Genomic DNA, 21,621 nt, shown 5'->3' on the forward strand with positions numbered 1-21,621 from the left:
GCCGGGGCTCACTTGGCCGCCGGGAACTTCCAGACGAACGTCCGGCCGTTCTGCTCGGACCAGTGGACCTCCAGGTCCTTCGCGTCCTTGGGGACCAGATAGGTCTCGCACAGGACGTGGGACTCACCCTGCTTCCAGCTCTTGACGGACGAGGGGGCCTCGCAGCCCGGCGCGTCGTCGGCGGCGCCGACGATCAGGGTTCCGCGCCTGCCGTCCGCCCAGATCGTCGTGGGGTGGCTGGCGCGCGGGCGCTGCGTGAGGGTCGGGCCGGATCTGTGCGTGTACTTCACGTAGGCGATGGCCGGGATCAGGCCCTTTGCCTCCTTGGGCTCCGCCACCATCTTCGCGGTCTCGGCCTCCGTACCCAGTTCGACCTTCCGCGCGGTGAGATCGTAGGTGACGAAGACGCTGCCCTCCTTGGCCTCGCCGGTGGCGCTCTCGCCGGTGCCGCGCGCGACCTGCTTCCTGTCGGAGGTGCCCTTCTCTTCGCCGCCGCCGCAGGCGGTCAGCGCGAGGGCGAGCACGGCCACAGGCGCGACAACGCGCAAAGTGGTCTTTCTGTACAGCAAGGTGAACTCCCGGCAGAAATGGGGCAGCCGCGCGGCACAAGGTGGCCCCATGAAGCGGCAGGTTGAGCAGTCAGCATAAGAGTCGATCAGCCGAGGGACCGCGATCGCCCCGGGCCACGGCCACGTATGGCTGCGCGCGGCGGTAGCCTCGCGCTCATGTTCGTTCTCGAGTTGACCTACACCGCGCCCGTGTCCGCCGTCGACAAGGAGCTTGAGGCCCACGTCGCCTGGCTCGACCAGCTTTACGCGCAGGGCGTCTTTATCGCCTCCGGGCGCAAGAACCCGCGCGACGGCGGCGTGATCCTGGCCGTGGCCGAGGACCGTGCCGCGATCGAGAAGATCGCGGCGAGCGACCCCTTCGTGCTCGCGGAGGTCTGCGCGTACCGCGTCACCGAGTTCATCGCCACGAAGACGGCCCCGGAGCTCGCCCCCTACCGGCAGGAACTGCCTTAGCCGCACCGGCGGGAGCCGCCCTGGCCGCACGGCGGGAGCTGCCCTGGCCGCACGCCCTAACCCCGCTCCCAGCGGGCGATCCGGCCCTTCTCGCCCGACGCCCAGCAGGCCCCGTCCCGCGTGCAGTCGACGGTGTCGTACGACCCGGGGTCGATCGTCCGCCAACTGCGCCCGCCGTCCGCCGTGACGTCCGTGCCGGTCGGCCCGACCGCGAGCGCGCCCCGGCGGCTTCCGGGCAGCCAGGCCACCCCGGAGCGGTAGGCGGGCGGGGGCTCGGCGGCCGTGGTCCAGGTGCGGCCGCCGTCACGGGTCGTGGCCGCGGCCTTGGGCGAGGGTTTGCCCGCGTTGTAGTCGCCGCCGACCGCGATGCCGTGCGTACGGTCGCGGAAAGCGAGGCCGAAGACGCCGCGCGCCGGATCGCCCGCCGGGATCGGCGCGTCCGTGGCCGTCCAGGTGCGGCCCCGGTCGCCGGAGTGCAGGACACGCGCGCGCGGCGCTCCCCCGGTGGCGAGCCACACGTCATGGGAGCCGGAGCTCACCAGGCACTGGCCGCTGGCCGCGAAGCCCGCCTCGCCCTCCTGGGCGGCGGGCATGCCGTCGCTCGGCAGGACCTTCCAGGAGCGGCCGCCGTCGGCGGTGGACAGGATGCGGTACTTGCCGTCGACCGGGTCGCTCATCGCCAGGCCGTGGCGTCGGTCGAAGAACGTCATGCAGTCGTAGAAGGCCTTGGGGTCGGCGTTACGGAAGGACTCCGTCCAGGTCGCTCCGCCGTCCGTCGTGCGAAAGATCCGCGAGGCCTCGCCCTCACCGATGGCGAGGATCACCGCGCGGCGCCCGTCGAAGGCCTCGACGTCCCGGAACTCCAGCCCCTCGGCCCCGGCCGGAGAGACGTTCCGCCAGCTCTCGCCGCCGTCCGACGTACGCAGCACGGTGCCTTTCGCGCCGGCCACCCACGCGGTGTGCCGGCTGACGGCGGCGAGACCGCGGAAGCGCGCGTCGGTGCCGCTGTCCTTGAGCTCCCAGCCGCCGCCCCGCCCGGCCTGACCCCCGGGGGCCGCCTGGGCCGGACCCGGCGCGGCCAGCGCCGTCGCGGCGAGCGCCGCCCCGCACAGTCCCACCGACACCGCACGGCCCACGGACCGCGACCACCTCGTCTTCCCCAAGGACTTCATGGCGGGCGAAGGTACCACCGGAACGCAGGATTCCGTCCGGGAATTCTGTGAAGACGGTGAAGAGCACGCGGTGACCGAGGTCACTCCGTGTTCGCGTGCACGGATTCCGTCATTCCGACGTCTAACCAAGTGCCGAGCCGAGTCGTCCAGCCGTAGTTGAGGGAGCAGGCGTTGTCCACCAGCATCGAGCAAGCCGTCGAGGCCCGCCTCGTCGCCGCCGCACCGCGCATGTCGACCATTCCCGCGACGCTGCACTACGACCGGAACGATCCGTTCGCCGTCCGGATGACCTTTCCCGCCCCGGCGACCCTGGAGGGCATCGAGGTCTACTGGACCTTCGCCCGCGAACTGCTCGTGCAGGGCATGGAGCAGGCGGTGGGTGACGGCGACGTCCGCGTGCGGCCCTACGGCTTCGACCGCACGGTCGTGGAGTTCCACGCCCCCGAGGGCACGGCGATCGTCCATGTCCGCACCGGCGAGCTGCGCCGCTTCCTGCACCGCTCGCTCTCCCTGGTGCCCCTGGGCGACGAGCATCTGTACGTCGACCTGGACCAGGACCTCGCCGATCTGATGCGGGACGCCTGCTAGCTCCCTGCCGAGGTCCGCCCTCAGCCGCACCCGCCCCCGCTGCCGCCCGACCTGGCCGCCTCCGCGGCCGAGAGGGCCGACGCCAGCGCCTTGCGCGGCCTGCGCATCACCCCCAGGAGCCCGGGGGGCGGGGGCCGTCCACGTCCGTGACAAGGCGCGCTCGCGATAAAGCGTTGACAGCGACCGGGGCGCACCCTACGGTGTATAATGGTTCTGTTGTCGCCGATAGGAGTAGGACGTTGCTCGTCTGAGGTCTGGAGTCACCGCGTCACACGGCTCGGCCGTGTGCGTAGCGTGCGACCTCGGTGTACGAGCCGTCTCCTGCGACACAGGGCCTGTTTTTCTGCCCTCGTCTCCTCTGACGACGCTGCTCTTGTCCTCCTGTCGCACCTCGCGGTGTCCCGAAACGCGTTGCCCCTGACCGCGCTTCATCTCACGCAACCGCGAGGACCACATGTCTACTCACCCCACCTCCATCACGTGCACGGCGCTCGACTTCACCTGGCCGGACGGCACCGGCGTCTTCGACGGCTTCCAGGCAGCCTTCGGGACGGGCAGGACGGGTCTCATCGGCGTCAACGGGTCAGGAAAATCAACCCTGTTGAAGCTCGTCGCCGGTGAACTCACGCCGACCGAAGGTGCCGTCCACGTCGCGGGTGACATCGGGTACCTGCCGCAGAACGTCACCCTGGACACGACCCTGCGCGTCGACGAAGTGCTCGGCATCGCGGCAACTCGTACCGCCCTGCACGCCATTGAGTCCGGCGACGTGGCCGAGGAGCACTTCACGGCGGTCGGTGACGACTGGGACGTGGAGGAGCGCGCCGTCGCGGCCCTCGATCAGCTCGGCCTCGGCCACATCGGCCTCGACCGCACCACCGGTGAGGTGTCGGGCGGCGAGTCCGTGCTGCTGCGTCTGGCCGCGCTGCTGCTGCGCCGCCCCGACGTGCTCCTGCTCGACGAACCCACCAACAACCTCGACCTGCACGCCCGTCGGCGCCTGTACGCGGCCGTCGAGGCCTGGTCCGGCGTTCTCGTCGTGGTCAGCCACGACCGTGAACTCCTGGACCTGGTCGATCAGATCGCCGATCTGCGGGACGGAGAACTCAAGTGGTACGGAGGTAATTTCTCCGCGTACGAGGAAGCCCTGGCCGCCGAACAGGAGGCGGCGGAGCGCATGGTGCGTGTCGCCGAGTCCGACCTGAAGAAGCAGAAGCGTGAACTCACCGAGGCACACGTCAAGTTGGCCCGCCGCAAGCGGTACGGCCAGAAGATGTGGGACACCAAGCGCGAGCCGAAGGTCGTCATGGGCGAGCGCAAGCGCCAGGCCCAGGTGTCCGCGGGCAAGCACCGCATCATGCACGAGGAGAAACTCAGCGAGGCGAAGGAACGTCTGGACGACGCCGTCGAGGCGGTGCGGGACGACGACGAGATCCGCGTCGACCTGCCGTTCACCGCGGTCCCGCCGGGCCGCACGGTGCTCACGCTGCGCGAGCTCTCCTTGCGCTACGGAGCGCGTGTGGGGGGCCAGTTCGAGCTGCGCGGCCCCGAGCGGATCGCGCTGGTCGGCCGCAACGGCGCGGGCAAGACCACGCTCCTGCGGACCATCGCCGGAGAGCTGGAGCCCGTGGAAGGAGAGGCGCTGGCGCATGTCCCGCTGCGTTTCCTGCCGCAGCGGCTCGACGTGCTCGACGAGGACCTGACCGTCGCCGAGAACGTGGCACGCTACGCGCCCGACGCCACCAAGAACCGGATCAGGGCCCGCCTGGCCCGCTTCCTGTTCAAGGGTGCGCGAGCCGATCAGCGGGCGGCGACCCTGTCGGGCGGCGAACGGTTCCGTGCCGCGCTTGCCGCGCTCCTCCTTGCGGAGCCCGCGCCGCAGCTCCTGATGCTCGACGAGCCGACGAACAACCTGGACATGGCGAGCGCGAAGCAGCTCGCCTCGGCCCTGGAGTCGTACGAGGGAGCGCTGATCGTGGCCAGTCACGACGTGCCGTTCCTTGAATCGATCGGCATCACACGCTGGCTGCTTCTCGACGGAGAAATGAAAGAAATCACGACAGAAGCTGTCCGGTATCCCGGCTAGCTTCGCGTATATGCACCCATACATCACCATCACAGGAGCCCGTGAGAACAACCTCAAGGAGGTGAGCCTGCGCATTCCGAAGGACCGGCTCACGGTCTTCACCGGCGTATCGGGGTCGGGGAAGTCGTCGGTCGTGTTCGACACGATCGCGGTCGAGTCGCAGCGCCAGCTGAACGAGACCTTCACGTGGTTCGTCCGCAACCGGCTGCCGAAGTACGAGCGGCCGCACGCGGAGACCATCGAGGATCTCTCGCCCGCGATCGTCGTCGACCAGCGGCCGATCGGCGGTCACTCGCGGTCCACCGTGGGCACGATGACGGACATCTACTCGGTGATGCGCGTGCTGTTCTCACGGCACGGCACCCCGAGCGCCGGTCCGGCCACCGCGTACTCGTTCAACGACCCGTCGGGCATGTGCCCCCGGTGCCACGGTCTCGGCAAGACCGTGCGGCCCGACTACGACCGCATCCTCGACCCCGCCAAGTCCCTGGCGGACGGCGCGATCCTCTTCCCGCCGTTCGCCGTGGGGACCTGGCACGGCCAGACCTACACCAACACCCCCGAGCTGGACACGCACAAGCCCGTGGGCCGATTCACCGCGCGGGAGCGGGAGTTCCTCATGCGCGGCGGACAGCGCGGCGGCAAGGTCAGCATCGACAACACGGGCGGCGCACGGGACATCGACTACGAAGGGCTCGCCGACCGCTTCGAGCGGCTCTACCTCAACCGCGACCTGTCGGCGCTCTCGCAGAAGACCCGCGATCTCGTGCAGCGCTTCCTCGTCGAGGGCGAGTGCGACGCCTGCGACGGGGCGCGGCTCAACACTGCGGCACTGGCCACCCGTATCGACGGCATGAACATCGCCGACTGCTCGCGCATGGAGGTCACCGACCTCATCGCCGCACTGGAGCGGATCGACGACCCGGTGGCGGGTCCGATCGCGGCGGCGGCCGTGGCGGCGCTCGAACGCGTCGAGGCGATCGGCCTCGGCTACCTCAGCCTCGGCCGCGAGACGTCCACGCTGTCCGGCGGCGAGGGCCAGCGTCTGAAGACGGTGCGGCATCTCGGCTCCAGCCTGACCGGCATGACGTACATCTTCGACGAGCCGAGCATCGGCCTGCACCCGCGCGACGTGGGACGCCTCAACGACCTGCTGCTGCGCCTGCGCGACAAGGGCAACACCGTCCTGGTCGTCGAGCACGACCCGGATGTGATCGCCGTCGCCGACCACGTCGTCGACATGGGCCCGGCGGCGGGCACGGGCGGCGGTCTGGTCGTCTTCGAGGGCACACCGGACGAGCTGCGGCACGCCGACACACTCACCGGCCGGCACCTGAGGCGCTCCACGGGCGTCAAGGAGAACCCGCGCGAGGCCATCGGCGGGCAGTGGGTCAAGGGCGCCGACCTGCACAACCTCAAGAACGTCAGCGTGCGTGTGCCGACCGGGGTGCTCACGGCCGTGACGGGCGTCGCGGGCTCGGGCAAGAGCACGCTGGTGTCGGGGGCGTTCGTCGCCGAGCATCCGGACGCGGTGGTCGTGGACCAGTCGGGCATCGGCATCTCGGGCCGCTCGACCCCGGCGACGTACCTCGGGATCATGGACTCGCTGCGCAAGCTTTTCGCGCGCGAGACCGGCCAGGAGGCGGGGCTGTTCAGCTTCAACTCGGCGGGCGCGTGCGAGAGTTGCCAGGGCCGCGGGATCACCTACAGCGATCTCGCCTTCATGGACCCGGTGACGACGACCTGCGAGGCGTGCGAGGGGCGCCGCTTCAAGGAGGAGGTGCTCCGGCTGACCGTCGGCGGCAGCTCCATCGCCGACGTGCTCGACATGACGGCCGAGCGCGCCCTCGACTTCCTCGCGGCCGTCGACGACACGGCAGTGCGCCGCAGGCTGCGGGCCCTGCAGGACGTGGGGCTCACCTACCTGACGCTGGGGCAGCCACTGAGCACCCTGTCGGGCGGCGAGCGGCAGCGCATCAAGCTCGCCACGCAGCTGCACCGCACCGGCACGACGTACGTCCTGGACGAACCGACGACCGGCCTGCACATGGCGGACGTGGACGGTCTGCTCGCCCTCCTGGACCGGCTCGTGGACGCGGGAAACACCGTGATCGTCGTCGAGCACAACCTGGAGGTCGTCAAGCACGCGGACTGGGTGATCGATCTCGGCCCCGACGGCGGCAAGCACGGTGGCCGGATCGTCTTCGAGGGCACCCCGGAAGAGCTGATCGACGCGGAAGGCTCGTTCACCGCCGATCATCTGCGACAAGACCTGGGCCTGACCCCCTCGCGCGCTGCATGATGTGCGGCAAGACCCCGCCCGGCATTCGCCGGACAGGGGCGCCCCCCGCCGCTCCCCCTACGGAGAACCCCGTGCCCAGCAGGAAAGCGCTGATCCGCCGCCCCGGCCCGCGGCTCGCCGAAGGCCTGGTCACCCACGTCGAGCGGGCTCCGGTCGACGCGGGGCTCGCCCTCGAACAGTGGGAGGCGTACGCCGACGCGCTGCGGGCGCACGGCTGGGAGACGGTCGAGGTGGAGCCCGCCGACGACTGCCCGGACGCGGTCTTCGTCGAGGACACGGTCGTCGTCTTCCGCAACGTGGCGCTGATCGCCCGGCCGGGCGCCGAGTCGCGCCGGGCGGAGACGGCCGCCGTGGAGGAGGCCGTGGCCCGGCTCGGCGCCTCCGTGAACTGGGTGTGGGAGCCGGGCACGCTGGACGGCGGCGACATCCTCAAGATCGACGACACGATCTACGTGGGCCGGGGCGGGCGGACCAACGCCGCCGGTGTGCGGCAGCTGCGAGCCGTCTTCGAGCCGCTGGGGGCGCGGGTCGTGACCGTCCCCGTCAGCAAGGTGCTCCACCTGAAGTCGGCGGTGACGGCGCTGCCGGACGGCACGGTCATCGGATTTCCGCCGCTCGTGGACGCTCCCTCGCTCTTCCCGCGCTTTCTGCCGGTGCCCGAGGAGTCGGGGGCGCACGTGGTGCTGCTCGGCGGCGCGAAGCTGCTGATGGCGGCGAGCGCACCGAAGAGCGCGGAGCTGCTCGCGGATCTCGGTTTCGATCCCGTCGTGGTGGATATCCGGGAGTTCGAGAAGCTCGAAGGCTGTGTGACATGCCTCTCAGTGCGACTCAGGGGGTTGTACGCCTGACCAGTCCTGGGCCGCATGGGGCGAGAGGGGCACAAGAGCCCCGCTGTCGCAAGCACTTTACGGAGGGCTTAACCTACGGCAACGTAACCTACGAGACCGTAGGTAGGTAGCACCCGCTCGTGCTACCGCGTAACCCCTACGCACGTAATCCGTAAAAAACTCCCGTCCCCCTGGAGCCCCTGTGACGATCACCTCTCCTCATCTCGGCAGCACGGACGACTGGACCGATGCCCGGTTGCTGTTCGCCCTGGAAGAAGTGGTCGAGACTGAGCTCAACCGCCACCTGAAGGTGGCGAAGGACTGGATGCCGCACGAGTACGTCCCGTTCTCCGACGCGCGGAACTTCCCCGGCTACTTCGAGGACGGCGAGGCCTGGGAGCCCGAGCAGTCCAAGGTGACCGACATCGGCAAGATCGCCCTTGTCGTCAACCTGTTGACCGAGGACAACCTCCCCAGCTACCACCACGAGATCGCCTCCCTCTTCGGCCGCGACGGCGCCTGGGGCACCTGGGTGCACCGCTGGACCGCCGAGGAGGGCCGCCACGGCATCGTGATGCGCGACTACCTCCTGGCCTCGCGCGCCGTGGACCCGGACAAGCTCGAGCAGTTCCGCATGGCGCACATGGCCGAGGGCTTCGAGTCCGACAACCGCCACTCGATGCTGCACTCGGTCGCGTACGTGGCCTTCCAGGAGCTCGCGACCCGCGTCTCGCACCGCAACACCGGCCACCAGTCGGGCGACCCGGTCTGCGACCGCATGCTGGCGCGCATCGCCACCGACGAGAACCTGCACATGGTCTTCTACCGCAACCTCCTGGGTGCGGCCTTCGAGCTCGCCCCCGACCTGACCATGCAGTCCGTGCGCGACGTCGTGGTCAACTTCCGGATGCCCGGCCACAACATGCCCGGCTTCGAGCGGGCCGCCGCGCAGATGGCGATCGGCGAGATCTACAACATGCGCATCCACCACGACGACGTGATCCAGCCCGTCCTGCGGTACCTGAAGGTCATGGAGATCGGCGGGCTCGGCCCCGAGGGTCTCAAGGCGCAGGAGGAGCTCGGTCTCTACATGAACGGCCTGGACACCGAGGCCAGCAAGTTCGACGAGAAGCTCGCCGCCCGCAAGGCGCGGATGGCCGCACGGGGCAAGTAGGCCCCCTGCCCCGCGGGCCGCGGGGTGGGCGGGTTCTTCCCCGCCCACCCGTCCGCCGGCCCCACCGTCACTCGTCCGACGTGCACACCGACAGCGCCGCGTCCCGTACGTCCGGGACGGCGTGCCCCCGCAGGGACGCCAGCAGGTTCCGCGACGGGGCCGCCCAGCCGTCCCGCTCCCCGCAGGATTTCAGCGCCGTCACCGCGAAGAGCCCGGACGCGTGGCCGCCGTCCCCGGCGAGGTGACGGGCCACCGCGAGCAGCGCGGCGACCTCGCCCGCGGCCTCCGTGTCGCAGAGGCGCGAGCCCAGCGTCGACGCCGTCCGCACGGCCATCGCCGGCCGCCCCTCGTGCAGCCGGGCCAGTCGCGACAGCGCTGCCGCCACCTCCGCGGGTTCGCCGTCCAGTGCGACGGCGCCGGCAAGCATCTCAGCGGCCTGCGGCACGAATTCTTCGTACCCGGCAAGAAGCTCGGCCGCCTTCAGGGCAGCTGTCCGGTACACCTCGCCCCCGTCGGCCAGCGCCCGGGCCACGTACTCGATCCGCCGCCGCGCGGGCAGATCCCGGTCCGGCGACGCGGGCACGGCGGTAGCCGCCAGCGCCGTGAGGGCTCCGCACAACGTCTCGCCGCGACGCGGTGCCGTCGCCGCCGCCGACACCAGCCCCCGCGCGGCCACCTGCCACGTGGCCCGCCGGTCGAGATCGGCGACCGCGTCCGCGAGGACCGGCGCCGCGTCCGGCGACCACGGGGCCCACCGCGCCAGCGCGGCGAGGGCCTGGCCCGCCGCCTCGTCGTCACCGGCTCCGACCGCCTCGCGCACGAGGCGCGCATACGGCTCCCGATGTTCCTGCGCCAGGTCGAGCGGCCGGACCCGCAGCACGGCCGTCCGCAGCACCGCCTCGCCCCCGGCCGCGTCCCTCAGCAGCCCCCACACCCGCTCCTCGCCGAGCAGCCCGCCCGCGAAGGCGACACACGCCGCCCGTACGTCGCGGTGGGCGCCCGGCGTCTCGTAGGCGTCGCCCAGCAGCGCCGCCGCCTCGGGCGCGGGCAGCCGTACGGCGGCCAGACGCGCGGCCTCCTTGCGGCTCGTCACCTTCTTGCCGGGCCCGCACAGAACCTCCCGCAACAGGGTGGCGAGCCGGGACGGCGCGACATGACGTGACGCCCGCGTGGCCGCGTACACCGCGACCCGCGCCCGCTCGCCACCCGCGTGCGCGAGGAGTTCGGGCAGCGCGTCACCGGGCCGCGAGGTGTGGGCGAGGGCGCCGATGGCCGCCTCGGCGAGCACGGTGTCGGACGATCCGGTCCAGCGGCGGACGAAATCCTCCCCCGCGCCGGGAAGGCTCACGCCGCGTGCGATCGCCGCGGCACGGTCCCACTTCGGCAACCCGGCGTCACCCGCGGCCCGCTCCAACCGCCTGGCCAGCGCCTGCTGTTGGCGCGGCAGCCAACGACGGATCTGGTGGGCGTCGGCCGGCACGGTCCAGGCAGCGCCCTTGGTGAGGAACCGTCCGTACGGCGGCGTGTCGACCAGGAGCTGGTCGAGCAGGTCCGTGCGGCGGGAGCACAGCACGGAGTGGACCGGGGTGAGCACGCCGGTCGACGGCTCCTGCGCCAGGACGCGGGCGACGCGTTCATCACGGGTCGCCGGTGGCTCCAGCCACAGGTCGACCGCCCTCGACACCGTCGCGTTGTCGCCGAACCGGATGGCCTGCCAGAGGAGTTCCTGAAGCTCCCGCATCCCGGCGGCACGTCGGCCGACCGCGCGGGCCAGTGCGAAGGCGAGGCTGTAGTCGGCCTTCTCGGCGCCCGCCTCGATCCAGGGGCGCAGCGCCGCGAACACGTCGTGCTCCTGGCCACGGCGCAGGGTGTGGTCCAGGTGTCCGAGGTCGGCGCCTCCGGTGTTCCCGGAGATCCGGACGAGCGTGCGCAGCGCCCAGTTCACCAACTCCTGCCGCCCGCCCGCCGCGTGTTCACGCAGTACGGTGACGGCCAGCCGGCTCAGGCTGCCGCGGGTGGCGTGCGAGGTGTCGCGGGCCGCGACGGCGTCTGCGCAGATGCGGTCGAGGAGCGGTTCGGCCTCGGCTCCGAAGAGGGCGGGGCTGGTATCGACCAGCGCGTTCAGGGCCGCGGACCGCACGGAATTCTGCTCGTTCGCGAGCCGCGTCATCTCTTCCAGTACGGCGGTGACCTGGGCCTTCTCGCCGGACCGCGCGGCGTTGCGGACGAGCAGCGGCCACGCTTGCGCGCGGTCCTCGGCGGCGGGCCGCCGGGTCGCCGCGACGAGCCGGTCGCGCACCTCTGCGCAGGGCAGGAAGGATTCCGCGAACAGCACCGCGCTCCAGTGTTCGCCGTGCTCCTTGGCCCGTGCGGCCATCCGTCGCGCCTCTTCGGCCACGGCGCTGCGCGGCAGCGCGCCGAGGATGACCTCGTCGACGGTGACGAACCCCGCGCCGCGCCCCTCGACGGCACGCGCGTGGACGGCGGCGCGTTCCGCGGGCGGGTGGGCGCGCATCAGCCGGGCGAGGTCGCCGGACTCGTCGGCGACGGCCCGGGCGTACGCGCGGAGTTCGGGGGCGCCGGAGCGGGCGAGCTTGCGCAGCACGGATGCCGTCAGCGCGCCGCTGCGCCGCAGGGACCACCCCCAGCTCCCGGAGAGGATCGCCAGGACACGCCCGGGCGCGGCATCGGCCATCACCCCGAGGCGCGCGTGGAGTCGAAGCGGGAACGCACTGGGAGCGAACCGGTCCAGCAGGTCAAGCACCCGGGTCGGCTCCGCCTCCGTGACGGCCGCGACCCCTGTCGCGTACCGCTGCCACCACGCGTCCCGCAGTGCGTCGGGCAGCACTTCGAGCTCGCGCGCCGCGACATCGAGCAGGACTCCCGCGTGCCGCCTCGCCAGTGGCCGCCAGCCCCGTACGGCATGGAAGAGCCCCGGCAGCAGCCGCTCGACCACGGGACGTGAACAACCGGGCAGCAGTCTGGCCGCCTCTGCGTCACCCCACTGCCGGCGCAGCGGGTCGATGACGCGATCGGCGAGCGCGGTGCGGCGCCCGGCGACGATCGCCCGCAGCAACTGCCGCCGCACCGCCTCGGGAGCGTCGTCCAAAGCGGCCTCGAACGCGGTGTCCGGCACCCCATGGCTCTCCGCGACCCGCAGCGCGTGCCCCCGCACGAAGGGGTCGGGGTCGGCGAGCCGCGCCCCGGTCCACTCGGCGTCGCCACCGGCACAGGCCAGCAGGACGGCCACCCCGCGCTCGTACGGGCCGCCGCGCTCAAGCTCCGCCAGAACGGACCGCAGCGCTCCGCGCCTCGCGAAGTCCCGGGCGCTCTCGGCGATCTCCCGCACCCGCCGCGGACAGGGCAGTGGATCGAGGTCGGAGAGCAAGTACTGGGCGGCGGTCTTCTCGTGCGGTGCCATGCGCGGATTCTGCCCGGCGAGACCGGTCGGGGGACAGCGAATGGCGAAGGGGGCGGGGCGGCTGGAGTCGAACCAGCGTGTTCCGGTTTTGGAGACCGACGCGACAGCCTCTGCGCTACGCCCCGCCTTGAGATGAATCGTAGTAGCCCTGGGCCGGCTCAGGGCTCCGGGGTTCCGGGCTTCCGGGGTTTTGCGGTTCCGGAGTTCCGGGGTCGCGTCGCGGCCTCAGCGGTGCACGCTGCGTACCGCCGCCACGTCCGGTGGGGTCGTCGGTGCCGGGATGTGTGCGCTGTATGCGGCGAGGCGGCGTTTGATGCGTGCCGCGATGTGGCGAGGAGGGGCGCCAGTTCGGCGGCGGGGCGGGGGTCGACGCGGGGCACACCGGCGAACCGCGGTGCCTCGGGCGGTCCGTTCACCACTCCGCCTCCCGGTAGTCCTTGAGGAAGACACCCGAGAGCGGCGCGCCCGCCTCGCCCCGCACGATGGGGTCGTAGACACGGGCCGCCCCGTCCACCACGTCGAGGGGCGTGCGGAACCCCGCGCCGGCGATGCGGTCCTTCTTCGGTGCCGGGTTCTCGTCGGTGATCCAGCCGGTGTCGACGGCGCACATGTGCACCCCGCGCTCGGCGAGTTCGGCGGCGCTCGTGCGCGTGAGCATGTTCAGGGCGGCCTTGGCCATGTTGGTGTGCGGATGCCCGGCCGTCTTGTTGCGCACCGCGAAGCGGCCCTCGACCGCCGTGACGTTGACGATGTACGTGCGGGGGCGCGGCGAGGCGAGCAGCAGCGGCAGCAACCGGTCGCAGAGCAGCGCCGGAGCGAGCGCGTTGACCAGCTGGGTCTCCAGGACCTCGGCGGGGTCGAGGTCACCGAGCCGGGCCGACCAGGAGTTCTCCGGCGAGGGATCACGCAGCAGGCCCGCCTCGTCGGCCACGCGCAGGGCAGCGGACTCGACCGGAGGGCCGGTCTCACCCAGGGTGCCGGCCTCGCCCAGGAGGCCGTCCTCGCTGAGGACGAGAGCGAGTGCGCCCCGCGTCGCGGCCGAGCCCTCCAGCGCCGCCATCGGCAGGAACCCGGGCGCGCCGCGGGCCCCGGCGGGCAGCTGCGCCCACTCCCCCGCCGTGAGCGCCGCGTACGACTCGGGCGGCCTTCGCACCGTCTGCGCCGCGTTGTTGACGATGATGTCCAGCGGTTCACCCTCCTGCCGCAACTCATCGCACAGGCCGAGGACTTGGCGCGGGTCACGCAGGTCGACGGCGAGCACGGTGAGCCGGTCGAGCCACTTCTCGCTGCCCGGCACGGCACAGAAGCGCCGCCGGGTGTCGTGCGGGAAGCGGCTGGTGACCAGGAGTTCGGCGCCGTCGCGCAGCATCATCAGGGCCAGCTGGAAGCCGATCTTCACACGGCCGCCGGTGAGCAGCGCGCGGCGCCCGCTCAGATCGGTGGTGAGCGCGCGCCGGGCACGGTTGTCGGCGGCGCAGTCGGGACAGAGCCGGTGGTAGAAGGAGTCGACCTGCCGATACGACGCCTTGCAGACGTAGCAGGGCCGCGGCTTCCGGAAAACCCCGACGACACCCGCTACACCCGCGGCACCCGCGGCACCCGGAACTACCGGAGCACCCGAAGCGCCCTCGGCCACCAGCGGCGCGTCCTCACGTCGGTCGTCCGCCCCGGTGGCGGTGGCGGCCATCACCGCCGCGTCGGCCGCGGAGAGCTCGGCCCCTCGTGCCTTGCGCCTGCGCAGCCGTCCGTCGCGGGCGAAGGACGCGGCGACCTGCTCGGCCCGCAGCCGTACGGGATCGTCGACCGGCAGCTCGCGGAGCCTGCCGACCACATCGTGGAAGACGGCGAGCTCCGCCTCGCTGATCGCCTCGCCGTTCCCGCCGCTCTCACTCATCCGTCCCGCCCCGCCCGTACCGTCTGCTCGTGGTCCCGACCGGATTCGAACCGGCGTATCCGCCATGCCATGGCGGTGAGTCTGCCTCTGCTCTACAGGACCCGCACACGCGCGGACCAGCGGTATTGGGTCCGCCCGCGCTCCCGGAGCCTAACCGCGCGAGGACCGCCGTGCCGAACCGATTTACGACTGCCCGCCCTGGTGCAACGGTGGGCAGCGGGGGTGAACCCATGGCACAGGCCCATGAATGGATGTTCTACGAGGTCATGTGGCGAGGCTGGGCGGGACGGGCTCAAGTGCCCTACCCCGTTCCGTGGTGGGCGCAGGCGGCCTTCCGGCACTGGAGCGACGACTTCGACTCGGGAACGTACGAATCCAAGGAGGCCGCCTTCGCCTCCAACGCCCTGTACCGCTACTGGCACATGGTGGGCGTCAAGGATCACCGTCAGGAGTCCCTGATCGGGCAGGCGGGCGAGATCGAGCCGGTCTACGACAAGTACTGCCTGTCCTTCTTCCTCTACTCGCCGTCGACCGGCGCCGTCCATCTGCCGCAGCTGACGGACGCCGGGACTCTCGGCCAGCGCATGGAGGCGCCCCATCTGCCGGTGGTCCTGACGACGTTCCGCACCGCTGACGGCACCGAGTTCGTGCAGCGGACCTTCGGCACGGTCGTCGGACCCCGGGAGCGGGACCTCGTCGTGACCCGCCTGACCGTGGGCAGCGCGACCGGGCAGCCGCGCGAGGGCTGGCTGTGCGCGGCCGTCATGCCGGCGGGGCCGAGCGGCTTCCAGCGCCACGACCGCAACGGCCGCCAGATCACCGACCGGCGTCTGACGTTCCTGCGCCATCTGCCGGGCGAGGGACGGGTGGAGACGAATTCCGGCTGGGGCCCGGTGTTCGACACGGCCCCCGACCAGTACGGCGTCTACGGCAACTCGGAGTTCACGTACGACCCGGGTTTCTATCTCACCAGCAACCCGTTCCACGACCTCGTCACGGGCGGCAAGCTCAACGGCGCCCTGGAGGCGCAGGACCAGATCGCCGGGCTGTGCAGCGCGGCGTTCGCCTGGCCCTACCGGATCGCCGACGACGAGCTGTTCGAGCTCGACGTGCGGCTTCCTGTCGACCTCTACAGCGGAGCCGCCGATCTGGCGGAGATCAAGGCCACGCCTGCCGCGGATCTGGAGGAGGCCAACCGGGTGTTCTGGACGGGCAAACTGATCGACCAGGGCGTGCAGCCGCAACTGCCGCAGCCCGTAGCTCACTTGGTCGACCAGTTCCACCAGTGCCGCTCGCAGCTCCTGATCCTCTCCGACCACGGGGAGATCCATCCGGGCCCGACGGTGTACGACTCCTTCTGGATCCGTGACTCCTCCGTCGAGGCCACGGCGTGCTCGCTGGTCGGCGACGCGTCGCTGGCGGAGCACCAGTTGGGAACGCACTACCCGCTGAAGTTCAACCGCGGCTCGGGCCGCATCGGGCCCTGTGCCGAGTACGGCTTCTACGGCGGGCCGCACGAGAAGGACGACCGCGAGTGGGACAGCAACGGGCAGGCGCTGTGGGCGATCGGCCGATTCGACCGGACGCACGGCCGTTCCACCGCCTTCGGCGCGAAGCTCTACACGCCGTACGTCATCGACGGCGCCCGGTGGCTGCGGGACAACCGCGATCAGTACGGCCTGCTGCACAGCGGCTGGAGCGCCGAGCACGTCGGTGAGCGCGACAAGCCGCACTACTGGGACGACCTGTGGGGCCTCGCCGGTCTCTATGAGGCCGCGCGGCTCGCGGAGCGGCTCGGCTCCCCCGACGTGCCCGAACTCTGGGGCGCTTTCGACGACTTGAAACGGGCCACGGCGGCCTCGGTGCGCTGGGTCCTGGAGGAGCAGCGCAGGCGCGGAGCCTGGGAGACGTACATCCCGACCGGGCCCGGCGACGTCGGACGGCTCGACTCGACGATGATCGGCACGGCGGCGTTCTTCCATCCGCTGCGGCTGCACATGGGCAGCAAACTGGGCGAGGACATCGACCGGGCGGCCCGCTGGACGCTCGACACGATGTACGCGCACTTCGTCACCGGCGGGTACCGCCACGAGGCGGCGTGGAACACCTACGGCCCCTACCTCACGACCCAGCTGGCCCACGCCTACCTGCTGGCCGGTGACGCCGCGCGAATGGACGCGCTGCTCGGCTGGATCGTCGGCGCGTCGTTGCCGCGGACCGAGGAACGGGTGGTGGCGCTCGGCGCGTGGAACGAGCAGCACGCCTTCCCCATCGCCTCGGACTTCCGCGAAGTCCCCTCCCGCCCCTGGTACATGGGGGACATCCCGCACGGCTGGGCGGCGGCGGAGTATCTCCTCCTGATCCGCGACATCCTCTTCTTCGAGGCCGACGAGGACAGCGACCCGCATCTCTACATCGCTCCGGGCATACGCCCGCACTGGGTGCCGGACGGAGCGACGGTGGCCGTCGACGACGCCCCGAACCTGTTCGGCGCGCCCTTCGGCTACCGGCTCACCCATGACGCGGGCGAGCGGAAGGTGAGCGTGGACATCACGCGGTCACCGGAACGGGTGCGGTACGTCTATCCGTGCCGGTTCGGCCCGGTGCGAGCGGTGACGGCGGACGGCCGCGACCTGACGGTGACGGGGGACGACGTACACATTCCGGCGGGGACGAGGAGGTTCACGGTCACTTACGCCTGACGTACGCGCCGCCGCGTCCTCCTGAGGTCGGCGTGGCCGCGTACCCCTGCGGTCAGTGCGGCCGCGTACACCCTGGGGTGGGCGCGGCCGTGTGCCCGTGAGGGGTCAGGTGCGTCTGAGGCTGAGCCGCTCCTTCTCCGAGAGGCCTCCCCAGACGCCGAACCGCTCGTCATGGGCCAGGGCGTACTCGAGACACGCGGGGCGCATCTCGCAGAGCCGGCAGATGTACTTGGCCTCGCGCACCGAGCTGCCCGGTTCGGGGAAGAAGAACTCGGATCCTGTCTGGGCGCACAGGGCCTGCTCCTGCCAGGCGAGTTCCGGCTCGGCTGTCATGTCGATCTGCATGCCGCCGATGCTGGCAGGGCGGGCGAAACAGGAGATCAACGAACGATCAACGCCGCGACAGTCGCCGTTTCAGGCTACTCCGGCTCGCCCGCGGGGACCGAGGCGAAACGCTCATGGGCGCGCTCATGCGCCACGGGGGCCGAGGCTCTCTCCGCCTCGGCCCCGCACACGCTGCTCCCGGCCTCTCGCCCACTGCTTCAGCCCGCGGTCGGCGCCTCCGGCTGCATCAGTGCGAACCGCGCCCCGAAGGGATCGGCGAGCTTGGCGAAGCTGCCGACGCCCGCGAGGTCCATGCGGGCCACCCGCACCGTGCCTCCGGCGGGCTCGACCTCGGCGAGCACCGCGTCGATGTCGGTCACCTGGAAGTACGGAGTCCAGTACGGCCCGGCCTCGGCTTCCTCGGGGGCGGCGGACAGCGGCCACAGGCCGGCGAACATGTCGTCCTCGGCGCCGCCCGCGGGGTGCACCATCGTGTACGAACCGCCTTCGAAGGCCTGGGTGGTGGCGCCCCAGCCGAACACGGAGGCGTAGAACTCCTGGGCCGCCCTGATGTCCGGGCTGCAGAGCTCGGTCCAGCACAGGCTGTTGGGGGCGTCGACCAGGTCGAGGCCCTTGTTCGTGCCGGGCTGCCACACGGCGAAGCCGACCCCCTGGGCGTCCTTGAGGACGGCCATGCGGCCGAGGTCTCCGACGTCCATCGCCTCGTACACCGTGCTGCCGCCCGCCTGCTCGACCGCCTTCACCGTCGCGTCGGCGTCCGTCGTCTTGAAGTACAGCGTCCAGGCCGCCGGTGCCTGGTCGGCGGTGACGGTCATGGCGCCCGCCACGGTCTTTCCGTCCGCCTGATACATGCCGTATCCACCGAATTCCGCGCCGCCCGACTGGAACTCCCATCCGAAGAGCGCGCGGTAGAAGGCATGGGCTCCTTCGAGATCCGGGGTGCCGAGGTCCACCCACGTGGGGGCGCCCTGGGCATAACGGGTATTGAGCATGATCGACTCCTTTGTCGCATCTCTCTGCCGTCCTTCCGAGTCTGGCACCCGGCACTGACAGTGCGCGCACGCTGCCATCTTGTGAAAGAACCAAGATTCTGAGAGCGCTCTCAGTCACAACTCTTGACGGCTGATTTGGCCGACGCGACAGTGGTCGCACCACACGGCCACCACCCCCCACGGCCGCATGACATCCCCCCACACACATCCCGGGAGACCTTCCGTGATTTCGCGTCGAGTGTTCCTGTCCACTGCCGCCGGCGCCGCCGGAGCCCTCACCTATCCCGTCTGGGGAAGCGCCCTCAGCCCCGGCGCCAAGGCCGCGCCCGCGACCTGCGAACTCGCCCTGCGGAACAAGTCGTTGCCCGGTGAGGTCCGGGCCTACGTCACCGGTCACGAGCAGGGCACCGACCGTTGGGTCCTGCTGAAGCCGGACGGGGGCGTCTACCGGCCCGATTCACCCTCGGCCCCGCAGACTCCGCTGCCCGTCGACTGCGCGATTCCGCTCGGCGCGGCGGGCTCCGCCCCCAAGGTTCTGACTTTGCCTCAGATGTACGGCGCCCGCGTCTACTTCGTGCGGGACGACAAGCTGGACTTCTTCCTGAACCCGGGTCCTTCGCTGGTCGAGCCCGCTTTCGCGACCAAGGAGGACGCGAACTACGGGCGCACCTGGTCGTTCTGCGAATTCACCTTCAACAGCACACAGTTGTACGCCAACATCAGCTACGTGGACCTCGTCACGGCCCTCCCCATCGGCCTGACCCTGGAGGGCGACGCCACACACACGGTTGCCCCGCTGCCGGACGGCGCGGTCGGCAAGATAGCCTCCGACCTCGTCGCCCAGGGGGAGAAGGACGGGCAGCCCTGGGGCGATCTGGTGATCCGCGGGGACGGTGGAGACGTACTCCGGGTCATCTCGCCGCAGAATCTCATGGCGCCGTACTTCGACCGCCCCGCCGAGATGCCCTTCCGGGACGTGTGGAACAGCTATATCGACCAGGCGTGGGAGAAGTACCGGAGCACCGACCTCAAGATCGACCTGCAGGGCGGCCGGGGCGTGTTCACGGGCCGGGTGAGCGGCGACACCCTCACGTTCAACGGCGGGCACACGTTCCCCAAGCCGACGTCGAAGGACATCTTCACCTGCAACCACGGCCCCTTCACCAACAACCCCGGAGATTCCGACGACAAGAAGGGCCTGCTCGCGCGGCTCGCTGCGGGGTTCAACCGGAGCATCATGCTGACACACGCGGAGCAGCCGAACGGGGCGGGCGCCGGGGACTACTACAAGGGTGACGTGACCAACCACTGGGCCCGTGTGGTGCACGCGAACTCGCCCATCGGCTACGCGTTCCCGTACGACGACGTCCGGCCGGACGGCGAGCCTGACGTGTCCGGTGCGGCACACGACGGAAACCCGCGCCGCTTCACGGTGAGCGTCGGCTCCTGACCTCCCGGCGCTCCTCCCCCACCTCCCCCCCACACACACCGCCCCGCCGCGAGTTGATCGCGGCGGGGCGGGTCCGGTTCCGGCAGGGCTCGCCCGCCGGTCCGGAGGCCTACTTGCAGAAGTTGTCCTCGGCCGGGTTGAGGAGCCCGACCACGTTCAGGGTGTTGCCGCACACGTTGGCGTCGACACCGACGGGTACCTGCACGACGTTGCCGCTGAGGACGCCGGGTGAGTTCTTGGCCGTTCCCTCGGCGTAGGCGCCGGGGCCGGGGTTGGCGACTGCGGAGCCGGCCCCGCCGATGACGGTGACCGCGGCGAACGCCGCTGCTGCCAGGATCGCGCACTTGCGCATGGTGTTACCTCCGGTGAGTGGAAGTGCTGCACCGAGCCTCACCCGGGCGACGGCCCGCCAAAAACGCGGATGGCCCGTGCGGGGGAACGAGGGCACCCGTTAGTGGGATGAACAGCCCGGGTGCCGGGACGGCGTCCGGGCGAAGAAGGGACCGACAGCCGCGGGAGCGAGGAGGCCGTGGCCCGACAGGACACCTTGCCGGAACCACGGGAGCGGCCGACACGGAAGCGGCCGACAGGACCCGGTCTCCTACGCAGAGCCCCTCCGCACCAGCTCCGTCGGAAGCACCACGCTCTGAGGCGGGAGCTCGCCGCGTGTCAGGAGCATGCGGGCCATCAGGCGGCCCATCTCCTCGATGTCCTGGCGCACCGTCGTCAGCGGCGGATCCGCCTGTTCGGCCACGGCCAGCATGTCGTCGAAGCCCACCACCGCGACATCCTCCGGCACCCGTTTCCCCCGCTCCCGCAGCACCCGGAGCGCTCCGGACGCCGTGAGGTCGTTGGCGGCGAAGACCGCGTCCACGTCAGGGACGCGGTCCAGGAGCTCACGCATCGCGCGTTCGCCGCCCGCCGGGGTGAAGTCGCCCTGTGCGACGAACCTCTCTCCCGCCTCCGGCAGGACGTCGCGGAAGCCGTCAAGCCGGTCCACCGCCGACGTCTGGTCGAGCGCGCCGGTGATGTGCGCGATGCGGGAGCGGCCCAGCGAGAGCAGGTGGCGGACCGCGTCCCGCGCCCCGCCGCGGTTGTCGCAGTCGACGTACGGAGACGTCACCGTCCCCTCCGGCCACCCCGGACGGCCGCCGAACACCGTCGGCACCCCCGCGCCCCGGATGATGCCGGGCAGCGGATCGTCCAGGTGCAGGGAGAAGACGAGCGCGCCGTCCACATGGCCACCCGCCAGATAGCGGCCGACCCGCTCGTGGTCGTCCCGCCCCTCCGTGAGCAGCAGCACCAACTGGACGTCGCGGGAGGTCAACTCCTTGCTGATGCCCCGCAGTTGAAGCGCGAAGAAAGGGTCGGCGAAGACCCGGGTCTCCGGCTCGGCGATCACCACGGCGACCGCGTCGTGGCGGCGGGTGACCAGACTGCGGGCGGCGCGGTTCGGGACGTAGCCGAGCTCGTCGACCGCCTGCCTGACCTTCTCGGCCAGCATCTCGCGTACTCCGGCGTCGCCGTTGACGACGCGGGACACCGTGGCCCGCGAGACTCCGGCTCGGGCGGCCACGGCCTCCAGGGTGGGGCGCGGGGCGGCGCTCGGCGGCTCGGTCACGTGGGGCTCCTCGGGGGCGGCTGGC

16 protein-coding genes and 2 tRNA genes are annotated in these 21,621 nt (G+C 71.2%); 8 read left to right on the plus strand and 10 right to left on the minus strand.

The window, feature by feature from the left end:
• Positions 1–8 precede the first annotated feature (8 nt).
• On the minus strand, positions 9–569 hold the full coding sequence (locus tag AB0I94_RS38450; RefSeq protein ID WP_363314444.1) for a hypothetical protein: 561 nt from the start codon (positions 567–569) through the stop codon (positions 9–11).
• A 156-nt stretch (positions 570–725) separates the two neighbouring features.
• On the opposite strand from AB0I94_RS38450, the gene AB0I94_RS38455 reads away from it, so the two are divergent.
• Positions 726–1,022: a YciI family protein gene (locus AB0I94_RS38455; protein ID WP_363314445.1), complete on the plus strand. Its 297-nt coding sequence runs from the start codon at positions 726–728 to the stop codon at positions 1,020–1,022.
• Positions 1,023–1,078: 56 nt separating this feature from the next.
• Here the strand turns inward: AB0I94_RS38455 and AB0I94_RS38460 are convergent, their stop codons facing one another.
• Positions 1,079–2,194, minus strand: a complete 1,116-nt coding sequence (locus AB0I94_RS38460) for an oxidoreductase (RefSeq protein ID WP_363314446.1) — start codon at positions 2,192–2,194, stop codon at positions 1,079–1,081.
• A 171-nt stretch (positions 2,195–2,365) separates the two neighbouring features.
• On the opposite strand from AB0I94_RS38460, the gene AB0I94_RS38465 reads away from it, so the two are divergent.
• From AB0I94_RS38465 to AB0I94_RS38485, 5 genes are all read left to right on the plus strand, one after another.
• Positions 2,366–2,782, plus strand: a complete 417-nt coding sequence (locus tag AB0I94_RS38465; RefSeq protein WP_363314447.1) for an SsgA family sporulation/cell division regulator — start codon at positions 2,366–2,368, stop codon at positions 2,780–2,782.
• Between the two features lie 454 nt (positions 2,783–3,236).
• Complete coding sequence (locus AB0I94_RS38470) at positions 3,237–4,868, plus strand: ATP-binding cassette domain-containing protein (RefSeq protein ID WP_363314448.1); 1,632 nt, start codon at positions 3,237–3,239, stop codon at positions 4,866–4,868.
• A 10-nt stretch (positions 4,869–4,878) separates the two neighbouring features.
• A complete protein-coding gene (locus tag AB0I94_RS38475) occupies positions 4,879–7,170 on the plus strand; it encodes an excinuclease ABC subunit UvrA (RefSeq protein ID WP_363314449.1) in 2,292 nt (763 codons plus the stop codon).
• Between the two features lie 71 nt (positions 7,171–7,241).
• Positions 7,242–8,018: a dimethylargininase gene (gene ddaH / locus AB0I94_RS38480; protein WP_363314450.1), complete on the plus strand. Its 777-nt coding sequence runs from the start codon at positions 7,242–7,244 to the stop codon at positions 8,016–8,018.
• Positions 8,019–8,199: 181 nt separating this feature from the next.
• Complete coding sequence (locus AB0I94_RS38485; RefSeq protein WP_363314451.1) at positions 8,200–9,171, plus strand: acyl-ACP desaturase; 972 nt, start codon at positions 8,200–8,202, stop codon at positions 9,169–9,171.
• 67 nt (positions 9,172–9,238) lie between these two features.
• Here AB0I94_RS38485 and AB0I94_RS38490 read toward each other — a convergent pair whose 3' ends face one another.
• The 4 genes from AB0I94_RS38490 to AB0I94_RS38505 form a co-directional block, all read right to left on the minus strand.
• On the minus strand, positions 9,239–12,592 hold the full coding sequence (locus AB0I94_RS38490) for a hypothetical protein (RefSeq protein ID WP_363314452.1): 3,354 nt from the start codon (positions 12,590–12,592) through the stop codon (positions 9,239–9,241).
• Positions 12,593–12,644: 52 nt separating this feature from the next.
• A tRNA-Trp gene (locus AB0I94_RS38495) sits at positions 12,645–12,717 on the minus strand.
• Between the two features lie 287 nt (positions 12,718–13,004).
• Positions 13,005–14,486 (minus strand): SDR family oxidoreductase, encoded by a 1,482-nt coding sequence (locus AB0I94_RS38500; RefSeq protein ID WP_363314453.1) that lies wholly within the window; start codon positions 14,484–14,486, stop codon positions 13,005–13,007.
• A 30-nt stretch (positions 14,487–14,516) separates the two neighbouring features.
• Positions 14,517–14,588, minus strand: a tRNA-Ala gene (locus tag AB0I94_RS38505).
• A 128-nt stretch (positions 14,589–14,716) separates the two neighbouring features.
• Here AB0I94_RS38505 and AB0I94_RS38510 point away from each other — a divergent pair.
• Positions 14,717–17,188, plus strand: coding sequence for a hypothetical protein (locus AB0I94_RS38510; RefSeq protein ID WP_363314454.1), 2,472 nt, complete (start codon positions 14,717–14,719; stop codon positions 17,186–17,188).
• Between the two features lie 105 nt (positions 17,189–17,293).
• Here AB0I94_RS38510 and AB0I94_RS38515 read toward each other — a convergent pair whose 3' ends face one another.
• Complete coding sequence (locus AB0I94_RS38515) at positions 17,294–17,533, minus strand: WhiB family transcriptional regulator (RefSeq protein WP_363314455.1); 240 nt, start codon at positions 17,531–17,533, stop codon at positions 17,294–17,296.
• Between the two features lie 197 nt (positions 17,534–17,730).
• Positions 17,731–18,525: a VOC family protein gene (locus AB0I94_RS38520; protein WP_363314456.1), complete on the minus strand. Its 795-nt coding sequence runs from the start codon at positions 18,523–18,525 to the stop codon at positions 17,731–17,733.
• A gap of 223 nt (positions 18,526–18,748) precedes the next feature.
• Between AB0I94_RS38520 and AB0I94_RS38525 the strand changes: the two genes are divergently transcribed.
• Entirely contained in the window at positions 18,749–19,975 is a 1,227-nt protein-coding gene (locus AB0I94_RS38525) for a glycoside hydrolase family 64 protein (RefSeq protein ID WP_363314457.1), read from the plus strand.
• 109 nt (positions 19,976–20,084) lie between these two features.
• Here the strand turns inward: AB0I94_RS38525 and AB0I94_RS38530 are convergent, their stop codons facing one another.
• Both AB0I94_RS38530 and AB0I94_RS38535 read right to left on the minus strand, forming a co-directional pair.
• A complete protein-coding gene (locus tag AB0I94_RS38530) occupies positions 20,085–20,327 on the minus strand; it encodes a chaplin (RefSeq protein ID WP_363314458.1) in 243 nt (80 codons plus the stop codon).
• Positions 20,328–20,576: 249 nt separating this feature from the next.
• Complete coding sequence (locus AB0I94_RS38535) at positions 20,577–21,596, minus strand: LacI family DNA-binding transcriptional regulator (protein ID WP_363314459.1); 1,020 nt, start codon at positions 21,594–21,596, stop codon at positions 20,577–20,579.
• Between the last annotated feature and the right edge of the window lie 25 nt (positions 21,597–21,621).

Origin of the sequence: Streptomyces sp. NPDC050147, assembly GCF_040660195.1 — a bacterium.
Classification (GTDB): Bacteria; Actinomycetota; Actinomycetes; order Streptomycetales; family Streptomycetaceae; genus Streptomyces.